22 protein-coding genes are annotated in these 25,142 nt (G+C 73.6%); 10 read left to right on the plus strand and 12 right to left on the minus strand.

Annotation, left to right across the window (positions count from 1 at the left end; translation table 11 throughout):
* Window positions 1-33: 33 nt before the first annotated feature.
* Complete coding sequence (locus ACZ4W5_RS04955) at window positions 34-516, minus strand: FxLYD domain-containing protein (protein WP_465652887.1); 483 nt, start codon at window positions 514-516, stop codon at window positions 34-36.
* 224 nt (window positions 517-740) lie between these two features.
* Between ACZ4W5_RS04955 and ACZ4W5_RS04960 the strand changes: the two genes are divergently transcribed.
* The 4 genes from ACZ4W5_RS04960 (at window position 741) to ACZ4W5_RS04975 (ending at window position 3,859) form a co-directional block, all read left to right on the plus strand.
* Window positions 741-1,334: a thioredoxin family protein gene (locus ACZ4W5_RS04960; protein ID WP_360231488.1), complete on the plus strand. Its 594-nt coding sequence runs from the start codon at window positions 741-743 to the stop codon at window positions 1,332-1,334.
* A complete protein-coding gene (locus tag ACZ4W5_RS04965; protein ID WP_360231491.1) occupies window positions 1,331-1,843 on the plus strand; it encodes a hypothetical protein in 513 nt (170 codons plus the stop codon). Before ACZ4W5_RS04960 ends, ACZ4W5_RS04965 begins: the two co-directional genes overlap by 4 nt.
* A gap of 94 nt (window positions 1,844-1,937) precedes the next feature.
* On the plus strand, window positions 1,938-2,531 hold the full coding sequence (locus tag ACZ4W5_RS04970) for a hypothetical protein (RefSeq protein WP_360231494.1): 594 nt from the start codon (window positions 1,938-1,940) through the stop codon (window positions 2,529-2,531).
* A gap of 194 nt (window positions 2,532-2,725) precedes the next feature.
* The gene (locus tag ACZ4W5_RS04975) at window positions 2,726-3,859 is read left to right on the plus strand and encodes an FAD-dependent oxidoreductase (RefSeq protein ID WP_360231497.1); all 1,134 of its coding nucleotides are present in this window, start codon (window positions 2,726-2,728) and stop codon (window positions 3,857-3,859) included.
* A 28-nt stretch (window positions 3,860-3,887) separates the two neighbouring features.
* Here ACZ4W5_RS04975 and ACZ4W5_RS04980 read toward each other — a convergent pair whose 3' ends face one another.
* Together ACZ4W5_RS04980 and ACZ4W5_RS04985 are read right to left on the minus strand one after the other, a co-directional pair.
* Window positions 3,888-5,225: an MFS transporter gene (locus ACZ4W5_RS04980; protein ID WP_360231500.1), complete on the minus strand. Its 1,338-nt coding sequence runs from the start codon at window positions 5,223-5,225 to the stop codon at window positions 3,888-3,890.
* Window positions 5,222-5,887: an ArsR/SmtB family transcription factor gene (locus ACZ4W5_RS04985; protein ID WP_360231503.1), complete on the minus strand. Its 666-nt coding sequence runs from the start codon at window positions 5,885-5,887 to the stop codon at window positions 5,222-5,224. Before ACZ4W5_RS04985 ends, ACZ4W5_RS04980 begins: the two co-directional genes overlap by 4 nt.
* A 253-nt stretch (window positions 5,888-6,140) precedes the next feature.
* Between ACZ4W5_RS04985 and ACZ4W5_RS04990 the strand changes: the two genes are divergently transcribed.
* The 3 genes from ACZ4W5_RS04990 (at window position 6,141) to ACZ4W5_RS05000 (ending at window position 8,493) form a co-directional block, all read left to right on the plus strand.
* On the plus strand, window positions 6,141-6,704 hold the full coding sequence (locus ACZ4W5_RS04990; RefSeq protein ID WP_360231506.1) for a papain-like cysteine protease family protein: 564 nt from the start codon (window positions 6,141-6,143) through the stop codon (window positions 6,702-6,704).
* 11 nt (window positions 6,705-6,715) lie between these two features.
* Window positions 6,716-7,585, plus strand: a complete 870-nt coding sequence (locus ACZ4W5_RS04995) for a hypothetical protein (protein WP_360231509.1) — start codon at window positions 6,716-6,718, stop codon at window positions 7,583-7,585.
* 239 nt (window positions 7,586-7,824) lie between these two features.
* Entirely contained in the window at window positions 7,825-8,493 is a 669-nt protein-coding gene (locus tag ACZ4W5_RS05000; protein WP_465652893.1) for a biliverdin-producing heme oxygenase, read from the plus strand.
* A gap of 107 nt (window positions 8,494-8,600) precedes the next feature.
* On the opposite strand, the gene ACZ4W5_RS05005 is transcribed toward ACZ4W5_RS05000, so the two are convergent.
* The 4 genes from ACZ4W5_RS05005 to ACZ4W5_RS05020 form a co-directional block, all read right to left on the minus strand.
* Window positions 8,601-9,926 (minus strand): cytochrome P450, encoded by a 1,326-nt coding sequence (locus tag ACZ4W5_RS05005; RefSeq protein ID WP_465652895.1) that lies wholly within the window; start codon window positions 9,924-9,926, stop codon window positions 8,601-8,603.
* 83 nt (window positions 9,927-10,009) lie between these two features.
* The gene (locus tag ACZ4W5_RS05010; protein ID WP_465652897.1) at window positions 10,010-11,251 is read right to left on the minus strand and encodes a cytochrome P450 family protein; all 1,242 of its coding nucleotides are present in this window, start codon (window positions 11,249-11,251) and stop codon (window positions 10,010-10,012) included.
* Window positions 11,248-14,421 (minus strand): amino acid adenylation domain-containing protein, encoded by a 3,174-nt coding sequence (locus ACZ4W5_RS05015; protein ID WP_465652899.1) that lies wholly within the window; start codon window positions 14,419-14,421, stop codon window positions 11,248-11,250. Before ACZ4W5_RS05015 ends, ACZ4W5_RS05010 begins: the two co-directional genes overlap by 4 nt.
* A gap of 64 nt (window positions 14,422-14,485) precedes the next feature.
* Window positions 14,486-15,049 carry a pyridoxamine 5'-phosphate oxidase family protein gene (locus ACZ4W5_RS05020; protein WP_465652901.1) on the minus strand — a complete coding sequence of 188 codons (564 nt, stop codon included), beginning with the start codon at window positions 15,047-15,049 and terminating at the stop codon, window positions 14,486-14,488.
* A gap of 352 nt (window positions 15,050-15,401) precedes the next feature.
* On the opposite strand from ACZ4W5_RS05020, the gene ACZ4W5_RS05025 reads away from it, so the two are divergent.
* A complete protein-coding gene (locus tag ACZ4W5_RS05025; protein ID WP_465652903.1) occupies window positions 15,402-16,325 on the plus strand; it encodes a GNAT family N-acetyltransferase in 924 nt (307 codons plus the stop codon).
* Between the two features lie 45 nt (window positions 16,326-16,370).
* On the opposite strand, the gene ACZ4W5_RS05030 is transcribed toward ACZ4W5_RS05025, so the two are convergent.
* Both ACZ4W5_RS05030 and ACZ4W5_RS05035 read right to left on the minus strand, forming a co-directional pair.
* Window positions 16,371-18,215, minus strand: coding sequence for a glycoside hydrolase family 15 protein (locus ACZ4W5_RS05030; protein WP_360231527.1), 1,845 nt, complete (start codon window positions 18,213-18,215; stop codon window positions 16,371-16,373).
* Between the two features lie 223 nt (window positions 18,216-18,438).
* A complete protein-coding gene (locus ACZ4W5_RS05035; protein ID WP_360231530.1) occupies window positions 18,439-18,651 on the minus strand; it encodes a hypothetical protein in 213 nt (70 codons plus the stop codon).
* 301 nt (window positions 18,652-18,952) lie between these two features.
* On the opposite strand from ACZ4W5_RS05035, the gene ACZ4W5_RS05040 reads away from it, so the two are divergent.
* Both ACZ4W5_RS05040 and ACZ4W5_RS05045 read left to right on the plus strand, forming a co-directional pair.
* Window positions 18,953-19,390: a PPOX class F420-dependent oxidoreductase gene (locus ACZ4W5_RS05040; protein ID WP_465652906.1), complete on the plus strand. Its 438-nt coding sequence runs from the start codon at window positions 18,953-18,955 to the stop codon at window positions 19,388-19,390.
* Between the two features lie 212 nt (window positions 19,391-19,602).
* Window positions 19,603-20,169: a hypothetical protein gene (locus ACZ4W5_RS05045; protein ID WP_465652908.1), complete on the plus strand. Its 567-nt coding sequence runs from the start codon at window positions 19,603-19,605 to the stop codon at window positions 20,167-20,169.
* A gap of 98 nt (window positions 20,170-20,267) precedes the next feature.
* Here the strand turns inward: ACZ4W5_RS05045 and ACZ4W5_RS05050 are convergent, their stop codons facing one another.
* The 3 genes from ACZ4W5_RS05050 to ACZ4W5_RS05060 all read right to left on the minus strand — a co-directional run bounded on the left by ACZ4W5_RS05050 (window position 20,268) and on the right by ACZ4W5_RS05060 (window position 25,136).
* Window positions 20,268-20,762, minus strand: a complete 495-nt coding sequence (locus ACZ4W5_RS05050) for a ricin-type beta-trefoil lectin domain protein (protein WP_360231539.1) — start codon at window positions 20,760-20,762, stop codon at window positions 20,268-20,270.
* A gap of 123 nt (window positions 20,763-20,885) precedes the next feature.
* Window positions 20,886-22,016 carry a hypothetical protein gene (locus ACZ4W5_RS05055; protein ID WP_465652910.1) on the minus strand — a complete coding sequence of 377 codons (1,131 nt, stop codon included), beginning with the start codon at window positions 22,014-22,016 and terminating at the stop codon, window positions 20,886-20,888.
* Window positions 22,017-22,298: 282 nt separating this feature from the next.
* Window positions 22,299-25,136, minus strand: a complete 2,838-nt coding sequence (locus tag ACZ4W5_RS05060) for a tetratricopeptide repeat protein (RefSeq protein WP_465652912.1) — start codon at window positions 25,134-25,136, stop codon at window positions 22,299-22,301.
* Window positions 25,137-25,142: the final 6 nt, after the last annotated feature.

The raw sequence follows: 25,142 nt of genomic DNA on the forward strand, positions 1-25,142 counted from the left end.
CGCAGCCGGGCGGGAGCGCCCTTCGCGTACCGCTCAGGGAGCCGGGAACCGGGTGACGCTGGTGACCCGGCAGCTGACCTTGTCCTTCACCGCGGTCGCCCCGAGCGCCTTGAGCGAGGCGGTCTGGCCCGCGGCCAGGTCGTTGGTCGCGGCGGGGGCCTCCGCCACCCGGGTGCCGGAGGCGTCGACGAACTCCACCTGGATCAGGTAGTTCGACGCCTTGGCGGTGTGGTTGGTGACCTTGAGGGCCGCCGACGGCCAGTGGGTCGCGCCGTCCACCTGGCACGCCGAGATCTCGACGTCCTTGGTCGCGTCGCCCCCGCCGCCGACCGGGGCGGCGGTCGGAGCGGCGGTCGGGGGCGCGGCCTGGGTGCCGCCCGGTGCCGGGCCGGCCACCGTTGTGGCCGGGACGGGTGAACCCGAGCTCGTGGTCGTGGTGACCGGAGTCGGGTCGCAGGCGGCGAGGCCGAGTACGGCGGTGGCGGCGGCGAGCAGGACGAGGGCGGTGCGGCGCATGGTCCCCCCTGGGACGTGGTGCGGACACTGCGGACAGTGCCGGAACCGTATCGACGCGTGCCGGTCGGTGGGGGCGGTGTGGCGGATCCGTGACCGCTCCGGAACGTACCCGCCGCTCTCCACCCAGGCCGTTCAGCACATCAACCCCTGTTGCACACCCGGCAGTTCACTTTCCGTCAGCACGACCGACCACCGCCGCCCACCACCCACCCGAAGGGGAACCCATGCGGCACCACCGCGCCCTCCTCGCCGGCACCGTCCTGTCGACCGTGCTGATCTCCGGCTGCGGCTCGGGCGGCAGCTCTGCCACCCGTGCCGCCGAGGGCCCCACGATCGCTCCGGCAACCGCCGCCCCGGCCGTCTCCACTCCGGCCGCGCCGACGGGCACCGCGACCGCGAGTGCCGGGACGGGAGCCGCTGACCTGCCCGACGGATACGACGCGACCCGGGACGCCGAGGCCGATGTGAAGGCCGCCCTGGCCCGGTCCGCCGGGGACCAGCGCCCGGTCCTGCTCGACTTCGGGGCCAACTGGTGCCCCGACTGCAAGGTGCTGGACAAGCTGTTCCGCTCCCCGCAGGTCACCCCGCTGCTGCGGGACGACTACCGGGTCGTCGCGGTGGACGTCGGCCGCTTCAACCACAACCTCGACCTCGCCGCCCGGTACGTCGACCTCCGGAGCAGCGGCATCCCCGCCCTGGTGGTGCTCTCCCCCGACGGCACCGTGCGCACCGCCAGCAACGACGGCGCCTTCTCCAACGCCCGTGCCATCAGCGCCGGCACGGTCGCCACCTTCCTCAAGCGCTGGGCGCAGGCATGACCGTGACCCGACGGATGCCCGCTGCGGCCGCCGCGCTGCTGGTCCTCGGGGCGGCCGGCTGCGCCGCCGACCCGGCCCCGGCCGACGCCCCCGCCGCCACCTACCGGGGCGGCGGGGTCACCGTCGCCCTCCGGCTCGCCCCCGGGGAGGACGGCCGCCTGCTCCTCGCCGCCACCTTCACCCCCGATGAGGCCGGCTTCCACCTCTACAGCGTCGACCTGCCCGCCGACGGCATCGACGGCCTCGGCCTGCCCACCCGGCTGTCCGTGCGCGGCGGCCTGGCGGCGGACGGCGCCGTCCGGGCCGACCGCCCGCTGCGTACCGTCAGCCCCCTGGGGCTCGGAGTGCAGCTGCCCGTCTACCCGGACGGCGCGGTCACCGTCGCCCTCCCGGTCCGCCGGACCGCGACCGGGCCGAGCGAAGCCGTCGTCAGCTTCGGCGCGTGCAGCGAACAGCGCTGCCTGATCCCCGTCACCGAGCAGGTCGTCCCACTCGGCACGGTCGGCTGACGAACCGATCACGGACCCGTCACACCGCCCGCACCCGACCGTGCGTACCGCTACGGTCGCTCCGACCACCCGCACCACGACCCAGGGGAACCCCATGCGCCGCACCGCCCTCGTCCTGCTCGCCGTCGCCCTGAGCGCCACGGCGGCCGCCTGCGACAGTTCCGGCTCCGGGTCCGGTGCCTCCGGGTCCGGTGCCTCCGGTGCCGGACCGGCGGCCGCCGCCCCCACGGCCACGGGGAGTGCCGCCTTCACCATGGACACTCCCTCCGCCACCCCGACCCGGGTTGACCCGGGCGCGATCGCCCGCACCGCCGCGGGCAGCTTCGCCACCGTCGCCATGACCGTCCCCAGCGCACAGTTCGGCCGCTCCGTGACCGCCGAGGACGACCCGAACCACCTCCTCGGCCGACCCGGCCAGTACACCTCGAAGGTCACCTTCACCGACACCCGCGTCAAGGCGGCCGACCTCGACGGCCAGGACGCCGACTCGGTGGCCCGCGGCGGCGCCATCGAGGTCTTCGCCACCCCGGCCGACGCCGAACAGCGCGCCAAGTACATCCAGGACACCGTGAAGTCGCTGCCCACGCTGACGGAATACGACTTCGTCAAGGGCGCCGTCCTGATCCGCGTCTCCAAGCTCCTCACTCCCACCCAGGCCGAGAACTACAAGGGCGCCATCGGAGCCTGACCTGCCGTTCCCCTCCGGTCCGTCGCGTTCCGCCCGGCTCGGTGGAGGGAGCGCCGGATCGGTCGCCCGGGCGGTGAGGTGACAGCTGTCATACCGGATCGGTGACGGAGCGACCTGCCGCGCGGGGGCCGTGGTCGGCCAGGCTGACGGTGCAAGGAACGGACGAGCAGGCGGGCGGGACGAGGATGCGCAGCATGAAGGTGTTGGTGGCCGGGGCCGGGATCGGGGGGCTCTGTCTGGCCCAAGGGCTGCTCCGGGCCGGGATCGACGTGCGGGTGTTCGAGCGGGAGGGCGGGGCGGACAGCCGGTACCAGGGCTTCCGGATCGGGCTGGACGAGCCCGGGCTGGCCGCTTTGCGGGAGTGCCTGCCACCTCGGCTGCACGGACTGCTGACCGCGGTGACCGGGCCGCTCGCGGGCGAACGGCGCGTGGTGGACGAGCAGTTGACGGAGCTGCGGCAGCTCGGCCCGACCAGCGGGGGCACCGCCGCCGACCGGCACGTGCTGCGGCAGCTGCTGCTCGCGGGGCTCGGGGACCGGGTGGAGTTCGGGCGGGCCGTGGTCGGGTACCGGGAGCGGCCGGACGGCCGGGTGGAGGCGCGGTTCGCGGACGGCACCAGCGTGGTGGGCGACCTGCTGGTCGGGGCGGACGGCGTGGGCTCGGCCGTACGGCGGCAACTGCTGCCCGGGGCCGAGGTCACCGCCGTACCGGGTGGCGCGCTGCTGGGGCGCACCCCGATGACCGAGCGGCTCGCCGCGCTGGTGCCGGGCGCCGGCACCCTGGTCCAGGGGCCCGGGGCGAGCCTGTTGATCGGCCGGATGGAGTTCCGCCGCCCGCCCCGGCTCGCGGCGGCCGAACTGGCACCGGAGGTGGAACTCCCGGACACCGCAAGCTACCTGCGCTGGGTGGTGATGCTCCCCGAGCCGCTCGGCGGCCCCGCGCCGACGGACTGGGCGCAGGTGCGCGACCGGCTGCTCACCCTGGTCCGCGGCTGGCACCCCGACCTGGTCGAGCTGGTCCGGCGGTCCGACGTCGGCAACAGCTCACCGCTGACGCTCCGCTACTCCGAGCCGGTGCCGCACTGGGGCACCGGCGCGGTCACCCTGCTCGGCGACGCGATCCACCCCATGCCGCCCAGCGCCGGCCAGGGCGCCAACCTGGCGTTCCGCGACGCCGCACTGCTCTGCCGCTCGCTCACCGCCGCCCACCGCGGCGAGGCCGAACTGCCCGCTGCCGTCCAGGAGTACGAGCTGCGGATGCTCGACCGGGGCTTCGCGGCGGTCGCCGCCGGGCTGGCCCGCCTCCCGGACTTCACCCCGGCGCGTTAGGTAAATCGACCCATGAGCGTTGTGAACGTCAGGCCGCTGCATTCGCACTGTCCTGTGAGGCCTCCTCCTCGGAATGCGGTGTCAGGACGCCCCGCCCCCGCGTACGGTCCATCTCGCGCCATTCCGGCCGCAGGCCGGCCAGATTCGTGGTGAGGAAGTACGCGGCGCCGCAGGCGAGCAGCACCGGCACGAGTCCGACAGCGGTCACCGCCGCCCCGGCGATCAGCCCGCCGAGCGGGATACCGGCCCAGGCCAGCGAGTCACCGAGCGCGTTGACCCGGCCCAGCATCCGGCGCGGCACCCGCTCGACGAGGAGGGCCCCCAGCACTGGGTTGACGAAGCCGGCACCGAACCCACTGACAGCGAAGACGGCCAGTACCACTCCCAGCGGGGCATCGAGGGCGAGGATCAGGAACCTCGGTGCCCCGGCCAGCAGGAACCCGGCAAGCACCACCATCCGCCGCCGCAGCCGGTGCGCGACCACCGCGGCGATCAGGCTCCCGCCGACCGCCGCGGCCCCCATCACACTGCCCATCAGGCCGATCGCGGTCGGCCCATTGCCGGACTCCCTGGCCCAGACGGGTACCAGCACCGAGGCGAACGCCGCATCCAGCAGGTTGGTGATGCCGACCATGACGATGACGGTGAGCAGCAGCGGCTCGCCGCGCAGGAAGGTGAAGCCCTCGCCGAACCGCCGCCAGTAACCCGGTCCCGTTTCCCCCGCCGGCGAGGGGGCGTCCTCGGCCGCGTGCCCCAGGCCACGAGGCAGCGCGAGTCTGATGATCACCGATCCGAGGGCGAAGCAGCCCGCGTTGACGGCGAGCCCGGTCAGGGGACCGAGCAGCGCCACCAGGGATCCGCCGACCGCCAGGCCGACGGTGGAGGCGAGCCGCTCGATCACACCGGCCAGACCGGTGGCCCGCTCCAACGGCACCCGGCCACGCTCGGCCGCCTCCGGGACCATCACCTCCTTGGCGAGGTCGCCGGGGCCCCGGGCGGCGCCGATCAGCGCGACCAGAACCAGGAGGAGGGGGAAGGAGAGCAGGTCCAGGGTGTGGAGCAGGGGAACCGCGGCGGCGGCGGTCGCGCTGGCCAGATCGGTGGTCCAGGAAACGGCCCGCGGGCCGATCCGGTCCACCAGCGGTCCGGTGAACGCCTTGACCACCACGTAGGGAGTCATCTCGCAGAAGGCGACCAGTCCGGTCTGGGTGGCGCTGCCGGTGGTGACGAGGACGAACCAGGGCAGCGCCACCACGGAGATCCGAGTGCCGGTCAGCGACACGGCCATGGCTGCCAGGACCGCGACCAGCGGCCGTAAGGACCTCCTGCCGGGTATGCCGCCGGTCTCCACGGCGTCGTCGGTCATGACGTCGGGCTTCCTTCCGCTTCCTGAGGGCCGGAGGGGAGCGACGACGCGGCAGGCGCATCCAGTTCGGGCAGGATCTTCGTGATCACGGCGACCCGTTCGGCTCCCTCGGGGGCAGTCGCCGCCGCCTCCGGAGTGTCTCGCCGGTAGCGCGCGATGACTTCCGCCAACTCCCGGTACAGGGTCGTGGCTTCCTCAGGCGTGAGCCGCAGGGACCAGTCGCTCATGTCGAAGGTGTTCCGCCATGCGCGGGGCATCGTCTGGAGCCCGTTCAGGGTCTGCTGGGTGCGCAGGGTGTAGATGGCGGCGAGTGACTGCTGGTAGGCCAGTGCGGCCTCGGGCTCCTGCTCGGCCAGCTCCGGATCGTTGAACCACGTCGTCCGGTGCACCGAACGCCACCAGCGCTCCCGCGCGTTGCCGCGTTCGGTGTCCTCTTCGACGAAACCGGCCGCGCCGAGCTGCCGGAGGTGGTAGCTGGCCGTGCCGGAGTTCACGCCCAGCCGCTCCGCGAGGCGGGTGGCCGTCGACGGGCCGTACTTCCGCAGCAGCCCGACCAGCTGCACGCGCACCGGATGCGCCAGGGCACGCAGCCCCTTGGCATCCAGGACAACCGAGTCCTCGTCAACTTTCGGGCCGTCCGGCCTCTCCACTGCATCAGCCATGCGACACACGGTAGACCGCAAAGGGTTCTTCGCAAAGGGTTATTCGCAAAGAACCCTTTGCGGTTCGGTGCGCGAGCGATGCCGCCGCTGCGTCAACGGGCGGGCGGGCGGGCGCCGCACCGACTTCCGGCGTCGCGATGCGAACCCGTTCGCAACACTCCTTCGCATACGTTCCGTAATCGCACCGTTCCGTGCTGTCATGGCTCTGCAAAATCCCCGCCACACATCGCGCTCCGCGCGGGAAGGCAGACCCATGGGCAGACCCAGATTCGCGACCGCGGCGACGGCCGTCCTCCTGACGGCTCCGGCATTGCTCGCCACCGCGGGCGGCCAGGCCCACGCCGAGGCCGGCCAGGACACCATCACCATGCTCAAGCAGGAGAAGTCCCAGTGGTGCTGGGTCGCCTCCGGCCTGACCATCGCCAAGTTCCAGGGCTACGGCACCACCCAGACGGACTTCTGCAACCGGGCCCAGCCCTACTACGGCTGCAACAACCAGCCGGCCACGCTCGACGACATGGCCAGGGGCTGGCAGAGCCTCGGCATGGCCCACCTCGGCACGGGCCTGACCAGCGCGGCCACCTTCAACCAGGTCTACACCGACGTCAAGGCGGCCCGGCCGGTCGCGGCCCGGATCGGCTGGACGTCCGGCGGCGGCCACATGAACGTGGTCTACGGCTTCGACACCTCGAACAACACCATCGGGGTCGCCGACCCGTGGCCGGACACCGCCACCTACACGTGGTGGAACTACAACGACTACGTCAGCAACAGCTCGTTCAAGTGGACCCATTCCCGGATCGGCATCTCCAGGTGAGGCGGACGGCCATGCACAGGACCACGACACCCGCCGGGCCGGCGGCCACCCGCCGCCTCCGCCCGGCCGCCCTGCTGGCGGCCGCCGCCTGCGCGCTGCTGCCGCTCGCCGGCCCCGTCCACGCGGCCCCGGTCAAGGACCCGCTCCCGGCGGACATCCCGGACTACGGGGCCGCCCTCGACCTGGTGAAGTCCGCCGACGTCCGCAACGCCGTCTGCCGCTTCCTCAGCGTTCCGCTGCCCCAGGGGGACGCGACCGGGATGGCACAGCCGATCCCCGACCGGGCCGACCCGTGCGCGGACCTCCCGGCCTTCACCGTCAACGACCCGCTGGCCCTGAACGAGCTCACTCCCGGGTTCGTCGCCGGGACGGCCCTGCCGATCGCCTCCCAGGCGATCCGGCTGAGCTATCTGGTCTCCGCCCTGAACACCACGGTCAACGGGCGCAACGCCACCGTCATGCTCGCCCCCACCCAGGGCGGCGGCTGGCACCTGGCCGGCGTGCGCGACGGCGCCAGCGACGCCGGGTACGCCGCAAAGGCCACGCCCGGGACGCTGGTGTTCAGCGAGCCGCAGATCCGCGGCTGGTACCAGCTGCGGCTCACCACGGTCGAGCCGCTCAACGACCAGGCGCGGCAGGGGCTGAACGGGCGGCCCTCGGCCTCGCTGAGCGAGTACCAGAAGCTGGTCAAGGCCCGCTACGCCGACAAGCTGCCGGGCTCGGAGTACGCCGCCGCCGGGATGTCCAGCGGCTACGGCACCGCGTCGCGGACGGCGGCAGCCCCGTCCTCGGCACCCGTCGTGATCGGCGGCGCGGCCGCGGCGCTGGCGCTGGCGGGCGGCGTCCTCGTGTTCCGCCGCCGTCGCGGCAGCGCCCGCTGACCTGCGGGCCCCTCGCCCCGCCGGTCCGACTCCCTCCGGGGCCGGACCGGCGGGGCGTCGGCGTGTCGGCGCCGGTGCGTGGCCGGGGTCGTAGGGCCGCATCCGTCCTGCCCCTGCCGTTTCCGGGGCGGCTCCGCTACCTTTACCGACAGAGTGTCGGGAAGTCGTGAACTAAGGTTAGGCTAACCGAAATTTGCGGGGTCCTTCCGCCCCGGCCGCATCCGATCCCTGGAGGCCGTATGCCCACGCCCGAGCCCGTCCCCTTCTCCACCGTGCTCCGCACCGCCAGCAGCGAGGAGCACGAGGCCGCGGAGCACTCCTCCTTCATGAGCCACCTGGTGGGCGGGCAGCTCGGGATCGACGCCTACGCCGACCTCACCGGCCAGCTCTGGTTCGTCTACCGGGCACTGGAGGAGCGGGCCGAGCAACTCGCGGAGCACCCGCTGGCGGGCCCGTTCATCGATCCGGCGCTGCTGCGCACCGCCGCCATCGAACGCGACCTGGCACACCTGCGCGGGCCCGACTGGCGCGCCGGACTCGCACCGCTGCCCGCCACCGCCGCGTACGCGGCGCGGATCGAGGAGCTGGCCACCGAGTGGCCGGCCGGCTACCTCGCCCACCACTACACCCGCTACCTGGGCGACCTGTCGGGCGGCCAGATCATCCGGGGCCTCGCCGAGAAGGCCTGGGGCTTCGAGCGCAAGGGCGACGGCGTGCGGTTCTACGTCTTCGAGGACGTCACCAACCCGGCCGCCTTCAAGCGCGACTACCGGGCCAAGCTGGACGCGGCGGGCGCGGCGATGGACGAGGTGGAGCGGCGCCGGGTAGTCGAGGAGTGCAAGCGGGCCTTCGTACTCAACGGCGCTGTCTTCCACGACCTGGACGGCCGTTACCCGTTGAGCGCCTGATCGACCGGACCGGACCCGACCCGAGCCGCCCGGGCACGGCTGCACCCCCTGCCGACGGTGGGCAGGGGGTGCAGGTCCGGTCAGGACAGGGTCAGGGTCAGGTCAGGTCACCAGGTGACCGGAACGGCGGCGGCCATGATGGCCATCCGGTTCGGGTGCCACGGCACCTCGTCCACCGGCACCGCCAGGCGCAGCCCGGGGAACCGCTGGAGCAGGACCCGGAAGGCCGTGTCGGACTGCCGCCGCACCAGGTGGGCGCCGGGGCAGTGGTGACGGCCGTGGCCGAACCGCAGGTGGGGGTTGGGCGAGCGGGCGGGCTCGAACCGCTCGGGGTCGGCGAAGGTGCCGGGGTCGTAGTTGGCCGCGTCCAGCGAGAGCAGGACCAGATCGCCGGCCTTGACCCGCTCGCCGCCCAGGGAGGTGTCCTCGGTGACGAAGCGCGGGATGGCGTTGCCGAGCACGACGCTGCACCGCAGCAGTTCCTCCACGTGCCGGGGTGTCTCCTCCGGGCTCTCCCTCAACTCCGCCATCGCCTCAGGGTGTTGGAGGAGGTTGACGGCGGCTACACCCAGGAAGCTGGCGAAGTCCTCGTAGCCGCTGACGAACAGCACGGAGACGATGTTGGACAGCTGCTCGTCGCTCAGCCCCGTCCGCTCCGAGAGCCCCTCCGAGAGCCCTTCGGAGGTCCCCTCGGAGGGCCGCTCGGCGTTCAGGTCGGCGAGCCGGTCGGCGAGGCCGCGCGGCTGCCCGGGGGTGCGGGCGGCCAGGAAGGCCGCCATGTAGGCGCGGAGTTCCTCCCAGTTGACGGCGAGTTCCTCATCGGAGTACGTCGCCATGGTGAGGTCCTTGTCGGCGCGCTCGGCGAGCCACTCCCGGTCCTCGAACGGCAGGCCGAGCAGGCGGCACAGGCACTGCGCGGCGACCCACTCGGCGAAGTGGCGCTGGAGGTCGCCCGGCGCACCCTCGGCGACCATCCGTTCCAGGCCCTCCCGGGTCACCTCGGCGACCCAGTCGGCGGGCAGTTCGGGCTGGTTGCGGCCGAGCGCGGCGAGCACCTCGTCGCGCAGTCCGGCCTGCTGGAGGTGGTTCATGGCGTCCAGCAGTTCGGGCGCCAGGATCGGGGCGTCCTGGGTCGGGCTGTCGGCCTCGCCGAGGACGGAGCGGGCGAAGGAGCGGTTCCGCAGGACGTCGCGGGCCAACTCGTAGCCGGTGACCAGCCAGGCCTCGCCGCCGGCGTTGGTCCTGACCCGGGCGACGGGGCAACGGCTGCGCAGCTCGTCCAGTTCGGGGGCGAGGCGGTCGCCGTCGGTGCTGAACGGGTAGCGGGGCAGGGCCTCCCCGCCCGGGGCGTGGGCCGGCGCGTGGGCCGGAGCCTGGCCCGGGCCGGGAGCCGGGGCCTGGTCGGTGGTGGCGGGCGCCTGGGGTGCGCTCATGCGGCGCGGTCCTCTCTGTTCGGTACGGGTTCGGGGTGCGGGGCGGAGCCGTGGGGCGGGGGTACGCGGCGGGGGTTCCGCCGTCACCAGCGCACCGGCAGCCGGGCGGGCGCGCGCAGCGGGGTGGTCTCGTCCCACGGCAGCGACTGGGCGGACTCGGCCAGTTCGATGCCGGGCAGCTTCTCCAGCAACACCTGGATCACCACGGCCAGTTGCATCCGGCTCAGGTGCGCACCGGTGCAGGCGTGCGGGCCGTGGCCGAAGGCGAGGTGCGGGTTGGGCGTACGGGAGAGGTCGAGGCGGTCGGGGTCGGTGAACGCCCCGGGGTCGCGGTTGGCGGAGGCGGGCACCGGCACGACCGCGTCCCCGGCCCGGATCAGCTGCCCGTGGAGGGTGAGGTCCTCCTCCGCGACGAGGATGTTGATCGCGTTCATCAGCGGTACGTGGCGCAGCAGTTCGTCCACGGCGGTGGCGATCCCGGCGGGTTCCTCGCGCAGCCGGCGGAGCTGGTCGGGGTGGGTGAGGAGGGTGAGCAGGGCGTTCCCGGTGTGCTGCATGTTGGTCTTGTAGCCGGCCATCAGCATGGTGACGACGAAGCTCACCACGTCGTCCCTGACCAGCTCGCTGCCGGGGCGGCGGGTCTCGGCGAGCAGCAGTCGGATGTAGTCCCCGTCCTGCGGCGCTCCCCCTTCTTCTTCCTCCTTGCGAGTGATCAGCTCCGAGGCGTAGTCCTGGAGGGCGTACAGCGCGGTGAGGATCTCGTCCATCGTCAGCCCGGCGGCGCTGAGCAGGGTGAGGGTGTGCGGGAGGTAGCGGTCGCGGTCCTCGTGCGGGAGGCCGATGGTCTCGCACAGCACGCGCAGCGGCAGCGGTTCGACGTAGCCGGCCACCAGGTCGGCCGTACGGTCGGGCGAGCCGGCCGTCATGGCGTCGATCAGCTCCTCCGCGATGGCGCGGATCCGGGGTCGCATGAACTCCAGGCGCCCACGGCCGAACAGCGGCAGGACGGCGCGCCGCACCCGCTCGTGGTGCTCGCCCCGCATCTCCAGGAAGGTCGGCAGGCACGGCGGCGGGGCGTCGTCGCCCTCGACGAGCGGCCAGGCGGACAGCAGGGGCCGCACCAGCCTCGGGTCGGCGAAGGCGGCGCGGGCGTCCGCGTAGCGGCTGAGCAGCCACGCCGTCTCGCCGTTGGGCAACTGCGCCTGGAGGACGGGCTGTTCGGCGCGCAGCCGGGCGTACTCGCAGGGCGGTCCGGCGGTGCCGGGTGTCACCTCGGGGACGGGGATCGGGGTGGGGATCTGGGCGGGGACGGCGGCGTCGGTCATCGGGTGCCCTCCCGGACGGCGGCGGTGACGGCGGCGGCGGGGCCGATAGCGGTGGCGGAGCCGGCGGTGGGCCGCTGGAGGTAGCCGGAGGCGAAGAAGTACTCCAGATACCGGTCCAGCAGGGCGGAGTCGACCGGCGGGCAGTGCAGTCCGCTGTCCGCCAGGGCGGCGTCGGCGTTGTGCCGGCCGAGCACCGGGAAGGTGCCCTCGAAGTAGAGCTCCTTGACGGACATGTCGGCGGTGCGGCTGCGGTCCACGCACAGCGACACGAAGGGCGCGGTGGCGCTCGTGGGGTTCGCGGCGACGTGACGGACCAGCTCGTCGACCCACTGCGGGTAGGGCAGCGTGCGCACCGCGCACCCGGCCGCGCGCATCCGGTCGATGACGTCCGACAGCATCGCGGGGCGGGGGTTGGTGAGGTGGTAGGTACGGCCGTCGGCGTCCCGCCGGGTGGCGATGTGGACGACGGCCTCGGCGAGGTGGTCGACCGGGACGAAGTCCATCGGCAGGGCGATGTCCGGGGCCAGCCCGGTCTCCGCGATCGTCCGGAACAGCGAGCAGATCGCGGTCTCGGTGTTGCTCACGCCGCTCACCTGGTCCCCCGTCACCTCGTACGGGCGGTGGACGGCCACCGGCAGTCCCTGCTCGGCGGCCCGGCGCAGCACCCCTTCGGCGACCCACTTGCTCTCGGCGTAGCCCATCGTCAGCCCGTCCGCGTGGGCCAGGGGGGCGTCCTCGGCGACCTCGCGCACCCCGGCCGCCCCGGCGCCGGCCACGACGGCGACGGTCGACAGGAAGTGGACCGGGACGCGGCGGGGCGCGGCGAGGCGAACGATCTCGCGGGTGCCGTCCACATTGGGGGCGCGCAGCTGCTCGTACGGGTAGAGGAAGTTGACCTGGGCCCCGTTGTGGACGATCAGGTCCAGGCGGGCGGCCAGCTCGGCGCGCCGCTCGGCCGACAGCCCGAGTCCGGGCTCGGCGAGGTCGGCGGGGAAGCACTCCAGCCGCTGCCGGTCGGCCTCGTCGAGGTGCAGGCCGTAGCGGGCGAGGGCGGTGCGCACGCGCTGTTCGGCGTGGGCGGGGCTCGCGGCGCGGACGGGGCAGTGGATCCGGGCGGTGGTGCGGCGCAGCAGGGTGGTCAGCAGGAAGGCGCCGACGAAGCCGGAGGCGCCGGTGAGCAGGACGTGCGCCGGGTCCCGGGGGCGGGGCGCGGGGCCCTGGGCGGGCGGGAGGCGGAAGCCGAGCTCGGCCTCCCGGACGAAGTCGACGGTGCTCTGCCCGGCGTCGCTCGGGGAACCGTCGCGGGCGGCCCGGACCGCCTCGGTGAAGCGCGCGAGGGTGGGGGCGGTGAGCAGCGCCCGGATGAGGGTGGAGCTGAGTGCGGCGTCGAGGCCGAGGGCGGCGAGGGTGCGGGTGACGGCCTCCGAGGCGAGCAGGGAGTCGCCGCCGAGGTGGAAGAAGTCGTCCTCGGGGGCGGGCCGGGTGCGCAGCACCTGCTGCCAGATCCCGGCGAGGAGGCCGACGAGCCCTTCGGTCGGCTGCTGGTGCGGTATCCGGTCCGCGGTGGCGGTGCTGGCAGCGGAGGTGGCGGCAGTGGCGGCGGCGGTGGCGCGCAGGCGTTTGCGGTCCACCTTGCCGCCGCTGGTCACCGGGAAGCGGTCGAGGGCGACCAGCACGGGCACGGCCTGCGGCGGCAGCCAGCGGGCGCAGTAGCCGCGCAGTTCGGGCAGCGGCAGGGGCTCCGCCGGGGCAGTGGGGGTGATGTAGGCGGTCAGCGCCTCGCCGTCGGTCTCGACGACGGCCTCGGCCACGGCGGGGTGGGCCCGCAGCCGGGCCTCCACCTCGTCCAGTTCGATCCGCGCGCCGCGCAGCTTGACCTGGCGGTCCGCGCGCCCGCGGTACTCCAGCAGGCCGTCGGCGGTGCGGACGACCCGGTCGCCGGTGCGGTAGAGGCGGCCGCCGGGCTCGACCTGGGGCAGCCGGACGAACCGCTCCGCGGTCAGCTGCTCGTCGCCCGGGTAGCCGAGGGCCAGGTCCTCCCCGCCGACGTACAGCTCGCCCTCCTCGCCCGGCGCCGCGGGCGTGCCGTCGGCGCGCAGCACATGGCAGGTGGTGCCGGCGTACGGGCGGCCGATCGGGACGCCGTCGGCGTCCTCGGGCAGCGGGCGGACGACGTGGGCGGTGGAGACCACCGAGTTCTCGGTCGGGCCGTAGAAGTTGACCACGGTGGTGCCGGGGCAGGCGGCCAGGACGGCGTTCGCCAGGCGCGGGTCCATCGCCTCGCCGCCGGCCGAGACGAACCGCAGGCCCGCCATCGCCTGCGGGCGGGTCCGGGCGAGCAGGTGGAAGACGCTCGTGGTCAGGTAGGCGACGGTGACGCCCCGGCTGCGCAGCAGGTGTTCCAGCGCGGTCGGCGAGAGGAGTTCCTCGCGGTCGGCGATCATTAGGCAGGCGCCGGTCAGCAGGGCGCCCCAGATCTCGATGGTCGAGGCGTCCGAGGAGAGGCCGTAGCCGTGCAGGATCCGGTCGCCCGGCCCGGGCGGGGGCAGTTCGCGGTCGGCCAGGACGAGTCGGGCGACTCCCCGGTGCGGGATCGCCACCGGCTTGGGGCGGCCGGTCGTACCGGAGGTGAAGGCGACGTAGGCGCAGTCACCGGGCGCCGACAGGACGCCGGTGGTCCGGACGGGCGCCGGCGCGGAGTCCCCGTCGTCGACGGCCGGGATGCTCACCCGCAGGCCGCGGACCCGGCGTTCGGTGCCGGGCAGGGTGACGGCGGCACGCAGCCCGGCGTCCTCGGCCATGGCGCGCAGGCGGGCCGGGGGCAGGTCGTCGTCCAGCGGGACGTAGGCGCAGCCGGCCTTGAGGATGCCCAGCAGGGCGATCAGTGCTTCCGGGGAGCGGCTGCCGCACACGCCGACGGGCTCACCGGGGGTGATGCCCGCGGCCAGCAGCCGGGCGGCCAGCGCGGTCGATCCGGCGTCCAACTGGCCGTAGCTGAGGGTGCGGTCGCGGTGGCGGACCGCCGGTGCGCCCGGGCGGGCGGCCGCCTGCCGGGCGAAGAGCTCCGGGAGGGTGAGGTCCTGCGGCCGGTCGGCGCGGGAGGCGCGGGCCGCCGCGGGGCGGGGGGCAGGGAGGTGGAGCGGGCGCGACGAAACGTCGATGTCGGTCATGGATCCTTCTCAGGAGGTGGCTCCGTCGGCCGCGGCTGCGGGCCGGTGCCGACGGCGCGCCAGGTCAGTCCGCGCTGTCGGCGGCGGGTTCGGCGGGCCGGACGCGCTCGGCGGGCCGGGTGGGCTCGGCGGGCCGGGGCGGTTCGGCGGAGTCGGCCGCCGGTTGGGCGGGCTCGGTGAAGTCGGCGGCGAAGGCCGAGAAGTCGGCGGTCCGCCAGCGCTGCGGGCGCAGCCGGAACAGGATGTCGTCCTTGAGCTGGTCGGCGGTGGCATCGAGGTAGCCGCGGGCCTCGTCCGGGTCCAGGTAGCGGTGGGCCAGGGCGTCCCGGACGGCCGGCGGCACCGGGTCCTCGACGGTGACGACCGGCCCTTCGACGCTCACGTACCGGTAGGGCCGCCGCTCGTCCTGCACGCAGAGGCTGAACCGGCCCGCGGCGCGCAGCAGTCGGCCCTTGACCGTCTCGCGCCCCGTCTGGACGAGGATCTCGCCCCCGGGCTCGTAGCCGTACCAGACCGGCACGCACAGGGGCGCCCGGTCGCCTTCTCTGGGGTCCGCGACGCTCAGCACCCCGACTCGGCGGTCGGCGAGGAAGGTCTCCCGGGCGTTCTGCGACATGGTGGGCAGCATGAGTCGATCCCCTTTGCTGATCAGGAAGTTGAGGCCTGCAGCAGCTGCTCGTCAGCCTTGGTCATGGCGGACGGCGCGTCACTTGCCCGCAGGATGGGACGACGACCACTCGAACATGTGGACGCGTCACGGGAGGCGACGGCGGGCCATCAATGCTCCGGCAGCCCGTTCGTCTCCGTAGGAACAGCATGGCGCTACTGGCACGTACAGTGACGGAGAGATCACGCTACTGTCGTGAACATGTCACTCAGTGGCCGGAACTGCACCACCACCCCCGCCCGGCGCCCCGGACCGGGCCGATCGTGCGGGAACTCACTGGCGCGAAGATCATCGATCTGTGTTCAATGCCGGGGTGAGTCACGTAACGAACGTCATGATCTCCGTCGAAATGGACGACGTCCCGGCGGTCGAGGAACTGAGCCGGTGGTTGCGGACCGCCGCCCCGAAGCGCGGCTTCGGCCCCGGCGTCGTCGGCTGGGTCGGCGCGCTCCGGGAGACCACCGGCCGCGACACGACCTGGGGCGGCGGCAAGTACCCGGAGTGTGACGTCTACGCCGGGGCGCTCAACCACGCCGATCTCGCCGGGCTGATCGCCCACATCGAACGCATCCCGTGGCAACAGCCCGACTTCTTCCAGCTGTTCGTGAAGGACCAGTCCGACCTCTACTTCCGGATGTGGATGTTCCACGGCGCACAGCTGCGGCAGCTGGCACCCGAAGGCCGGGAGCGGGAGTTCGAACCCTTTCGCGCGCCCTCGCACATCGACACCCGCTTCGCGCTCACCGGCGATGCCGAACTTCTCCGCGAGCTGTTGGTCTCCGCTGTCAACTGGGCACCCGGCCACGGCCTTTCGCCCGAGGCGGTACTGTCCGAGCCGGCCAACTCCCGCTACGTGGAGGGCTGGCCCCGACACGGCGACCTGGGCCTGGTGGCCGTCGCGTCCCGGGCGGCCCACGGTGACGACCCGGCCCCGGTCGGCGCCGCGTGGCTGCGCTACTTCACCGAGGACGAACCCGGCTACGGCTTCGTCGACCCCGACGTCCCGGAGCTCAGCATCTGCGTCCAGGCGGCGGAACGCGGCCGCGGCGTCGGCACCGTACTGCTCAGGCGCCTGCTGCGGATCGCCCGGGAGTCCGGCGTCGACCGCGTCTCGCTGAGCGTCGAACGGGCCAACCCCGCCCTGCGGCTCTACGAGCGCGAAGGCTTCCTGGCGCACGGCCCCCGCGAGGGCGAGGGCTCCCTGACCATGGTCGCCGACCTTCGGAGCCGTCCCTGACGCGCTGACCGGGCGGCCTCCCTCCCCCGATCCTCGACCGCGCCCTCAGCCGAGGGCGCGGTCGAGGTTGAAGGCCGCGCTGATCAGTGAGAGGTGGGTGAACGCCTGCGGGAAGTTGCCGAGTTGCTCGCCGGTGCGGCCGATCTCCTCGGCGTAGAGGCCGAGGTGGTTGCCGTAGGTGAGCATCTTCTCGAAGGCCAGCCGGGCCTCCTCCAGGCGGCCGGCCCGGGTGAGCGCCTCGACGTACCAGAAGGAGCAGATCGAGAAGGTGCCCTCGGTGCCGTGCAGGCCGTCCGGGCTGGCCGCCGGGTCGTAGCGGTAGACCAGCGAGTCGGAGACCAGGTCCCGGGTGAGGGCGTCCAGGGTCGCCAGCCACTTGGGGTCGGTGGGCGAGACGAACTTGGCCATCGGCATCATCAGCACCGAGGCGTCCAGCACGTCGGCGCCCAGGGACTGGACGAACGCCCCGCGTTCGGCGGACCAGCCCTCCCGCATGATCTGCCGGTAGATCGCGTCCCGGTTCCGCAGCCAGCGGCCGAGGTCCGCGGGCAGGCCGCGCCGGTTGGCCATCCGGATCGCCCGCTCGATCGCCACCCAGCACATCAGCCGCGAGTAGACGAAGTCCCGTCGGCCGCCCCTGGTCTCCCAGATGCCCTCGTCGGGCTGGTCCCAGTGGTCGCAGAGCCAGTCCACGACGGCCCCGACCTCGTCCCAGTGGGCGCTGCTGATCGGCTGCCCCCACTTGTCGTGCAGGTAGACGGAGTCGATCAGCGCCCCGTAGATGTCCAGTTGGAGCTGGTGGGTGGCGTCGTTCCCGACCCGCACCGGCGCCGAGCCCAGGTGCCCTTCGAGGTGGTCCAGTTCGGACTCGGGCAGGTCCTTGCGCCCGTCGATGCCGTACATGATCTGCAGCGGGCCGGACGGGCCGGCGCCCCGCATGATCCCCTGCTCCGACAGGAAGCCCATGAACGCCTCGGCCTCCGAGGTGAAGCCCAGGCGGAGCATGGCGTAGACGCAGAAGGCCGCGTCGCGCACCCACACGTACCGGTAGTCCCAGTTGCGTTCGCCGCCGACCCGCTCGGGCAGGCTGGTCGTCGGCGCGGCCACGATCGCGCCGGTCGGCGCGTAGGTGAGCAGCTTCAACACCAGCGCGGAGCGGTGCACCATCTCCCGCCACCGGCCGCGGTAGCGCGAGCGGCTCAGCCAGTTGCTCCAGAACCGGACGGTCGCCTCGAACTGCGCCTGCGCCTCGGCGTGCGGGCAGGCCCGCGGGCGCACGTCCTCGCCGATCCGGTCCAGCGCGAACACCACGGACTCGCCCTCCAGGAGCTTGAAGTGCGAGCGGACGTCCCGGCCGTCGCCCTCCAGCGGCGCGGTCGACGTCAGTGCCAGGGTCATCGACGGGGCCTCGAAGACCGCCTCGCCGGACCGCACCCGCACCGTGTGCGGCTCCGCTCCGTAACCGAAGCGGGGCGCGATCCGCGCCGCGAACGGCAGCGTCCCGCGCACGCACACCACCCGCCGGATCAGCCGGTGCCGGGAGGCCTCGCGGGACTCGTCGACGACCGGCATGAAGTCCTGGATCTCCGCCACGCCGTCGGCCGCGTAGAACCGCGTGATCAGCACGTTGGTGTCGGGGAAGTAGAACTGCCGCGTCCGGGCCGGCACGTCGGCGGCCAGCTCGAACGACCCGCCCCGCTCGGCGTCCAGGATGGACCCGAACACACTGGGCGCGTCGAACCGCGGGCAGCAGTACCAGTCGATGGTGCCGTCCGTCCCCACCAGGGCGGCGGTGCGGAGGTCCCCGATCAACCCGTGCTCGGCGATCGGCAGATAGCGCGCTCCGCCCCCTCCCCCGCCCCCGCCTACGGATCCGGTCCCGAACTCCATGCCGGCCTCCCTACCGTTTCAGCGAGGGAAGGTACGGGCCTCAGCAGACCTCGCCTCTCATGGTAGATCGCTCGGGCGTTCGACGCGGCGGGCCGGGGGCCGCCCGGCAGCCGGGCCGGGCAGCGGCGGCGGCGCCCCCGTCGTGCCGCCGATCAGGTCCGGCGCCGCGCGGTCACCGGCTGCGACGCACCGGTCGCCGCTCCCCCGGCACGGCCACCGTCCGTCACGGGCCGGTGTGCCAGGACGGGCAGGCGGGCTCGTGCCAGGTGGTGCGGACGGCCCGGCCGCTCCGGGTCAGGTGTTCGCTGGACCAGGTACGGCAGCACCGGCCGCCCGGTGGAGCCGGAACCGGCTGCCGCACGGGCCGGGCCTGGACGGCGGACGCGGGCGCGGTGGAACGGCGGCGGTGGCGGCGGCTGGTTCCGGGTGTCGTCATGTCGCAGGCTCTGCCCACCGGGCCGCCCCACCGAACCCCGCGCTCACCCGAACGGCGCAATCCGTGCGCTCTCGGCGAAGTCCTCGGGGTCGGGGTCGGGGTCGGGGTCAGGTTCCCAGCTGGTCTCGGCGGATGCTTTCCGGAGCCATGCAACCGGGTCACACGGTGCCGCCCGGTGCTGGAGTAGGAAGTCGGCCCGGTCGACTTCCTGCTCCGCTACGGGCGGCTCGCTACGCTGAGGCGGCATCAGGTGGGCGGTGTCCGTCGGGGACCGCCGCGGAACGACGTGAGAGGACGACCGGTGGGCATCTGGACCGAGGACCTCCGGGCGCGGCTGGCGCAACCGTGGATCTGGTTCGTGGCGACGACCGGGGTGGACGGCGCCCCGCACGTCACGCCGATGTGGGTCGGCCTGGAGGGTGAGCGGGTGTACTTCAACACCTCCATCGGCCGGATCAAGGAGCGCAACCTGCGGCACGACCCTCGGGTCTGCCTCTCCGGCTCCGACCCGGCCGATCCCTACGACCGCGTCCAGATCCACGGCCGGGCCGTCGAGTTCGTGACCGGCGAGCAGGCCGACCAGCAGATGGACCGACTCGCCCACAAGTACCTCGGCGTCGAGGAGTACGGCTGGCGCATCCCCGGCGAGCGGCGGGTCACCGTGTTCATCGAGCCCACCCGGATCCGCCGGGTCGTCGGGGTCGAACCGCTGCCGGCCGCCGCCCGGGCCGCCGACTGACCTCGCCCGCGTCAGCGGCAGCACTGGCGCCGGAACAGGTGCCGGGACAGGTGCCGGCCGCCGCCCGGCCGTCCCGGCCACTGCCCGAGAGGGTGAGCCTCGGGGCATCGAGTTGACGTGATCGTTCGTACTCGGGAGCATGTGTGGCCGCGTACGTGCGCGGGTGTGCGCAGGTGTGCGCGGGCCGGTCCTCTGGGATGTGATGTGGGGTCATGACGTTGGTGATGTCCGGGCGGGGCGTGGCGAGGGCGGGGCTGGTCCTCGGAGCAGCGCTGGTGCTGGCGGTCGGCGCGACCGGCGGGGGTGACCGGGCGTCAGCGGCCCCGCTCGGGTCGGGCACGGTGGTCCGGCCCGCCGCCGAGCCGGCCGATGTCCGGATCACGGAGGGCGAGGTCGGCGAGGTGGGGCCGCGCGGGACGATCACCTACCCGTCGGTGACCAGCTGCCTGGTCGTCACCGTCCTGCTGCGGGACGGCGGCAAGGTCGGCGGCCATGCGAGCCTGTTCCAGGTCCCGGGGAAGTACAGCTCGGACGAGATCCTCCCCGCCATCAGGCGGGCCGTCGGCCACCGGCCGGTGCAGGCCGTCGATGTCAGCGGGGCCGTCGGGGCCTGGAACCCCTCGTACTTCCGGAAGGCCATCGAGCGGTACACCGACACGGCCCCGCCCGGACCGACCGGCGACGCGCAGGGGATCGGCGACGCGGTGGCCCGCCTGCTGGGCCAGCCGCGCGGGAAGGTCACCGTCCAGGACCTGCCGGACGGCGACATCACGAGGTGAAACGCGGCCGACCGCCCGGCCCCGAGGGCCGAGCGGTCGGAAACGGCACCGGTCCCGTCAGTACGAGGCGTGGTTGCTTTCCGGTCCCGGCCCGCGCTCTACTGCGTCAGGTACCAGCTCTGGTACGGGTTGTTGGTGTTGCAGCCCTCCTCGTGGAAGAGGTAGGGGCTGTTGTTGCCGTTGTCCAGGCAGGAGCGCACGGCGAAGTTGAAGAACTGGGTGCCGTACGCACCGTTGGTCATCGCCCAGATCTGGTACGGGTCCTTGTCGTCGCACGACTTCATCTGCACCGTGCCGGCGCTCATGGCCCGTATGCAGCGGCCGCTGCTGTCGTTGCGGAGCTGGACGTTCGGGTAGCCCGTGTCGGGCGCGGCTGACGCGACCTTCCAGCGGAGGTTGGCCGCGCCGGTGCTGTAGGTGGTCGAGGACAGCTCGTAGCTGCCGTACACGCTCCCGAGGTGGTGGTCGATGAACTGGACACTGCCGATGACCAGGTTGTCCTGGTTGTAGTAGGCGTTCGCCGTTCCCGACGTGCCGATCACCGTGACGAGCGCGGCCGCCAGGCCGAGCACAGCCGTGTACCGGTACCTCATTCGTTGCCCCCAGTCGGTGGGAATCGCCGTCGTCGGCGCGGGGTCCATCCTCACCGCGGCCCGTCCCGCCCGACCACGACGTTCACCCGACGTTGACCCGACACTTCCGCTGGGGGGAGGCCGTCAGCGCGGTCCGTGCGGCGACCAGGGGCCGGCCAGCAGCCGTTCGGCCTCTGCCACGATCGCGGCGCCGAGCTCTTCGAACGTGCGGATCCGCTCGCCCGTCGGGCTGTCACACCCCACGTCCAGGGTCACCAGAGGCCACAGTGCGCGGGGCCGGCCGAGCGCGCCCCAGCCGCCGTGGGCGATGACCTCGGCGCCGACCGTGGGTGCCGTACCGCCGTTCACGATCAGCCGGAGCCACCAGTGGACGAGCTCCCGACGAGCCGCCTCCCACGGGTGGCCGGTGTCCTTGCCGGGGAGTCCGGCGGTGAGGCCCAGTTCGGCGAGCACCCGGTCGAAGAGCTCGGGAGCCCGCCCTCGGTCGCCGTACGGCAGGCCGGCGAGCAGCGGCAGGGACGGCGCCTCGACGCCGAGCGCCTCCGCCGTCAGCCCGGTCCGGACGAGCTGGTCGTCGTCCACCCTGCGGCCGATCAGGCGTTCCAGGGCGAGCATCCGCATGTGCTCGACCGCTTCCCGCGCGGTGACGGCGTAGGGATCGTGCGGGGTGGTGAAGGTCGTCTCCCCGTCGACGAAGTACGACCAGAAGGCGACGGTCGTACGCACTCGGGAGAGCGTGCCGGGCCGACCGGTGAACTCGTTCCGGACGTAGTGGGCGAGGTCGTTCCCGTAGTACATGAGGTCGGTCTGGTGGACCGACAGCACCGGGTGGCCCGACTCGCCCGCCGTTCCCGGCAGGTAGCGGTGGCCGTAGACCGGGACCAGCTGCGGGACAGTCGCCAGCTCGGCCCGCGCGATCCGCAGCGCCTCCCGGGTCCCGTCCGGCTTCGGCCCCCACAACGGGTGCCAGAAGCCGTTGTGCTCGACATCGAACAGCACGCCCTCGACCGGCGCGGTCAGCCGGGCCCGCAGGTCGTCGGGGTCGCCGTGCCGCCAGTCCGGCCAGCACCGGGACCCATGCGGGAGGCCGGCGGCCAGGAAGGTCCGGTGGTCGGCGGCGAACCGGAAGCCGAACCGGGCCTCCACGTCATCGAGTTCCCGCTCGCTGAGGCCCGGCCCGATCTCGGCGCGGAGGCGCCGCTGGAGCTCCCCGGCGGCTTCGAGAGTCAGTGTCGGGGGCGGCGCGGGAACCATTCGCACAGCCTAGCGGCCCGGTACGGCCCTCGCTTAAGTAGTCGCCTAGTGAAGGTCAGGAGTTGATAGTGCCAAGGCAATTCCTCTGCTGTCTATGCGCCTCACCACCGGCGACTTTTACCAGCAAAAGCTGACATACCAGGGCACGCAGCTTGCTCACATTCCTGAGACATGTCACTTCTCTGATTACCCCGGTAATCAACCTCCGGAACGGCCCGGAATCACTGGGGTGAAGTAACTCGTGAGGTTCGCAGGGGAGTCCGGCCGTGGCGTGGCCGAGAATCACCGGACCGGCGGGGTGCCCAGCCGGGCCTCCAGTCGGGCCACGTGCCGGAGGGAGTACCTGCTGCCGAGCTCCGCGGACCGCCGGTACCAGGCCAGCGCCTCCGGGAGCCGGCCGGCCTCGCGGAGCAGGTCGCCCAGCTCGCGCAGCGCCCGGCGATCGCCGTTGTCGACCCGGCCCGCCAGCCACGCGTAGGCGTCGTCGAGCCGCCCCGCGTCCCAGAGCATCCAGACGGCCTCCCGGTAGGCGTCCCGGATCCGGCTGTCGGCCGCCCTCGCGTACCAGGTCAGCGCCGTGTCGATCCGTCCGGCCTCCTGGTGGAGGGCGGCGATGTGCAGCAGCGCGGAGTCGTCCCCGTGCCGGGAGGCCTCCCGGTACCAGTGCAGCGCCCGGGCCGGCTGCTTCCCCAACCGGTAGAGCGCGGCCGCCTGGTGCATGGCCAGCACGTCGGACAGCTCCGCCGCCCGCAGGTAGTACGGCAGGGCGCCGTCGAGGTCGCCCTCGGCCTTCAACAGGTCGGCCAGCGGCCGCAGGGCCACCTTGTCCCCGCCGCGCACGGCGCGCCGGTACCAGTCGATCGCCTCCTCGACCCGGTCCGCGGCCTGCAGGTGCTCCGCCGCCTCGCGCAGCGCGGTGGTGTCGCCGGCGGCCACCGCCTCCTCGTAGGAGCGCAGTCCGCCCTCCCGGTCACCGGTGGTCCAGCGCAGGTGCGCGGCCTCGCGGTACGCCTTCTCGTCGCCGTCCCGCGCCCGGCCCTGCAACCACGCCAGGGCCTCGGGCGCCCGGCCGTGGCGGCGCAGCACCGCCGCCGCCGAGCGCAGCGCCTGGCTCTTGCCACCCGTCTGGGCGGCGCGCTGGTAGAGGGTGATCGCCTCCTCGTCCTGCCCGTCGTGCTCCAGCTGGCGGGCCGCCTCCAGGGCGGCGTGGGTGTCGCCGGCGTCGGCGCGTTCGCGCAGCCAGGAGATCGCCTCGGCCAGGTCGCCGCTCTCGCTGAGCAGGCTCGCCGCCGACCGGACGGCCTGGCTGTCACCGGCCTCCGCCGCGGCCTGGTACCAGGCCACCGCCTCCCGCGGCCGACCGGTCTCGTGCAGGAGCCGCGCCCCCACCACGAGCGTGTCGGTGTCCCTCGTGGTCACGGCCGTGTGGAAGGAGTACGCGTTGACCACGGGGTGGGCGCCGTGGTTGCTGGCCAGGAACTGCACGGCCGTCTCCTTGGCGGTGGCCTGGGCCAGCGACAGCCGGGGGTCCCGGTGCGCCAGCGCGGCCAGCCCGAGCAGCTCACTGCCCGTCAGGGAGTTGGGGACGTTGACGCCCGCCTCCTCGATCAGCATCAGGGCGGCGGCGTTCGGGGGGTCCTCGCTCCCCTCCCCGGTCAGCATCCGGGCGGAGTCGGAGACCGTCCCGATCACCAGGACCGGGGCCCGGCGGGTGTCGGACAGCGCCTGCCTGATCTCGTCGTGGATCCGCTGGGCCGTCACCCCCTGGGCGGCGTCCAGGTAGCGGTCGATCCGGTCCAGCCACACCACCGTCCTGGGCCCGGCCCCCGCCAGCGCCTGGAGCACCTGCCCGGTGTCGGAGGGGTTGGCCGGGTACCACAGCCGCCAGTCGGCGGGCAGCGACCGCACGGCCTCCCAGCAGCTGCGCGTCTTGCCGGTCGACGGTTCACCGCGCGCGATGACGATGCCGCTGTGCCCGCCGACCCCCATCCGCACCACGTCCAGCAGCGCCCGGTCGTGCAGCCGGTCCACGTACGGGGTCAGGGTCGGCAGGGTGTCGGGCATGTCCGGGAACGCGAAGGTCGGACGGACCCCGAGGGCGATCGGATCGAGCAGGTCCGCGACGGCGTGCCCGTACGGGGGCTCCGCCGCCGCCGCGATCCACAGGTTCCGGGCGCGCACGGCGGCCTCCCCCGCCCCGACCCCCGCCATCCGGGCCAGCACCGACGCCACCGCCACCGCGTCGTGCGGGTTGGGCGGCAGCTGGGGCGAGCGCAGCAGCCGGCGGATGCTGTCCCGCTCCGGTGCGGCGGCGAGCGAGTCGTCCAGCCGGACGGCGCCCGCGATGTCGGCCAGGGACGGCGCGCCGGCCGAGAGGTACAGGTCGTGCAGGGCGTCCTTGAGGTCGCGCAGCGGCCCCGGCGGCGCCCACGGACGGGTCAGTAACCGCGGGCGCCGCCGCCCCTCCCCGGCCGACGGCGCGCGCCCGCGCGCCGCCGTCGGATGCCCCGGCCCGACGGCGGGCACCGCCCTGCCGCTCCCCTCCTGCACGCGGTGCCATGCCTCGGCCCACACCCGGACCGGGTAGCCGGCGGCCGGTGACCCCGGATAGTCCGCGATCACCCGCATGAAGGCGCAGAACGTCCGCAACTGCGGTCCGCCGGGCGAGCGCAGCGCGTCGCTGACCGTACTGCGGGAGAGCTGTTCGCCGAGCCGCGCCGCCCGCGCCTCCAGCTCGCGCAGCGACGGGCGGCCGCACGCCTTCCGCGCGATCCGCATGGCCTCACCGAGCTGGTGGGGCTCCACCAGGGCGTCCGGTTCGGGCCAGGCGTCGGCACCGTCGGCCAGGGCGTCCGCCGCCGACTGGTTCGCGGGCGTCTCCTGCCACAGCCTGGCGGCCTTGCGCAGCTCCGACGGCCGTCCGCCGCAGGCCCGTACGTAGGCCTCCACGACGGGCCAACTCGGCTTGGAAGAACCGGAGTCCGCGCGCGAGAAGGTCGCGACGGAGTAGGGTTCCATGGCCTCGTAGGTCTTGCCGCTGCGCTCCCGGAGGCCGCGCAGGTAGACGGCGAGCCGTTTCGCGAACGCACCGTCCGGCACCGCCTTCTTGTGCCGTCCCATGCCGCA

It is taken from the genome of Kitasatospora sp. NPDC029367 (assembly GCF_055569135.1).

Bases quoted from the DNA above. Each gene is read 5' to 3' on its own strand.
- ACZ4W5_RS05015 (WP_465652899.1), bottom strand. From the start codon at position 14,421: ATGACCGACATCGACGTTTCGTCGCGCCCGCTCCACCTCCCTGCCCCC.
- ACZ4W5_RS05030 (WP_360231527.1), bottom strand. From the start codon at position 18,215: ATGGAGTTCGGGACCGGATCCGTAGGCGGGGGCGGGGGAGGGGGCGGA.
- ACZ4W5_RS04970 (WP_360231494.1), top strand. From the start codon at position 1,938: ATGCGCCGCACCGCCCTCGTCCTGCTCGCCGTCGCCCTGAGCGCCACG.
- ACZ4W5_RS04960 (WP_360231488.1), top strand. From the start codon at position 741: ATGCGGCACCACCGCGCCCTCCTCGCCGGCACCGTCCTGTCGACCGTG.
- ACZ4W5_RS05000 (WP_465652893.1), top strand. From the start codon at position 7,825: ATGCCCACGCCCGAGCCCGTCCCCTTCTCCACCGTGCTCCGCACCGCC.
- ACZ4W5_RS04995 (WP_360231509.1), top strand. From the start codon at position 6,716: ATGCACAGGACCACGACACCCGCCGGGCCGGCGGCCACCCGCCGCCTC.
- ACZ4W5_RS05010 (WP_465652897.1), bottom strand. From the start codon at position 11,251: ATGACCGACGCCGCCGTCCCCGCCCAGATCCCCACCCCGATCCCCGTC.
- ACZ4W5_RS05045 (WP_465652908.1), top strand. From the start codon at position 19,603: ATGACGTTGGTGATGTCCGGGCGGGGCGTGGCGAGGGCGGGGCTGGTC.
- ACZ4W5_RS04980 (WP_360231500.1), bottom strand. From the start codon at position 5,225: ATGACCGACGACGCCGTGGAGACCGGCGGCATACCCGGCAGGAGGTCC.
- ACZ4W5_RS05060 (WP_465652912.1), bottom strand. From the start codon at position 25,136: ATGGGACGGCACAAGAAGGCGGTGCCGGACGGTGCGTTCGCGAAACGG.
- ACZ4W5_RS05005 (WP_465652895.1), bottom strand. From the start codon at position 9,926: ATGAGCGCACCCCAGGCGCCCGCCACCACCGACCAGGCCCCGGCTCCC.
- ACZ4W5_RS04975 (WP_360231497.1), top strand. From the start codon at position 2,726: ATGAAGGTGTTGGTGGCCGGGGCCGGGATCGGGGGGCTCTGTCTGGCC.
- ACZ4W5_RS04955 (WP_465652887.1), bottom strand. From the start codon at position 516: ATGCGCCGCACCGCCCTCGTCCTGCTCGCCGCCGCCACCGCCGTACTC.
- ACZ4W5_RS05050 (WP_360231539.1), bottom strand. From the start codon at position 20,762: ATGAGGTACCGGTACACGGCTGTGCTCGGCCTGGCGGCCGCGCTCGTC.
- ACZ4W5_RS05035 (WP_360231530.1), bottom strand. From the start codon at position 18,651: ATGACGACACCCGGAACCAGCCGCCGCCACCGCCGCCGTTCCACCGCG.
- ACZ4W5_RS04985 (WP_360231503.1), bottom strand. From the start codon at position 5,887: ATGGCTGATGCAGTGGAGAGGCCGGACGGCCCGAAAGTTGACGAGGAC.
- ACZ4W5_RS05055 (WP_465652910.1), bottom strand. From the start codon at position 22,016: ATGGTTCCCGCGCCGCCCCCGACACTGACTCTCGAAGCCGCCGGGGAG.
- ACZ4W5_RS05020 (WP_465652901.1), bottom strand. From the start codon at position 15,049: ATGCTGCCCACCATGTCGCAGAACGCCCGGGAGACCTTCCTCGCCGAC.
- ACZ4W5_RS04990 (WP_360231506.1), top strand. From the start codon at position 6,141: ATGGGCAGACCCAGATTCGCGACCGCGGCGACGGCCGTCCTCCTGACG.
- ACZ4W5_RS04965 (WP_360231491.1), top strand. From the start codon at position 1,331: ATGACCGTGACCCGACGGATGCCCGCTGCGGCCGCCGCGCTGCTGGTC.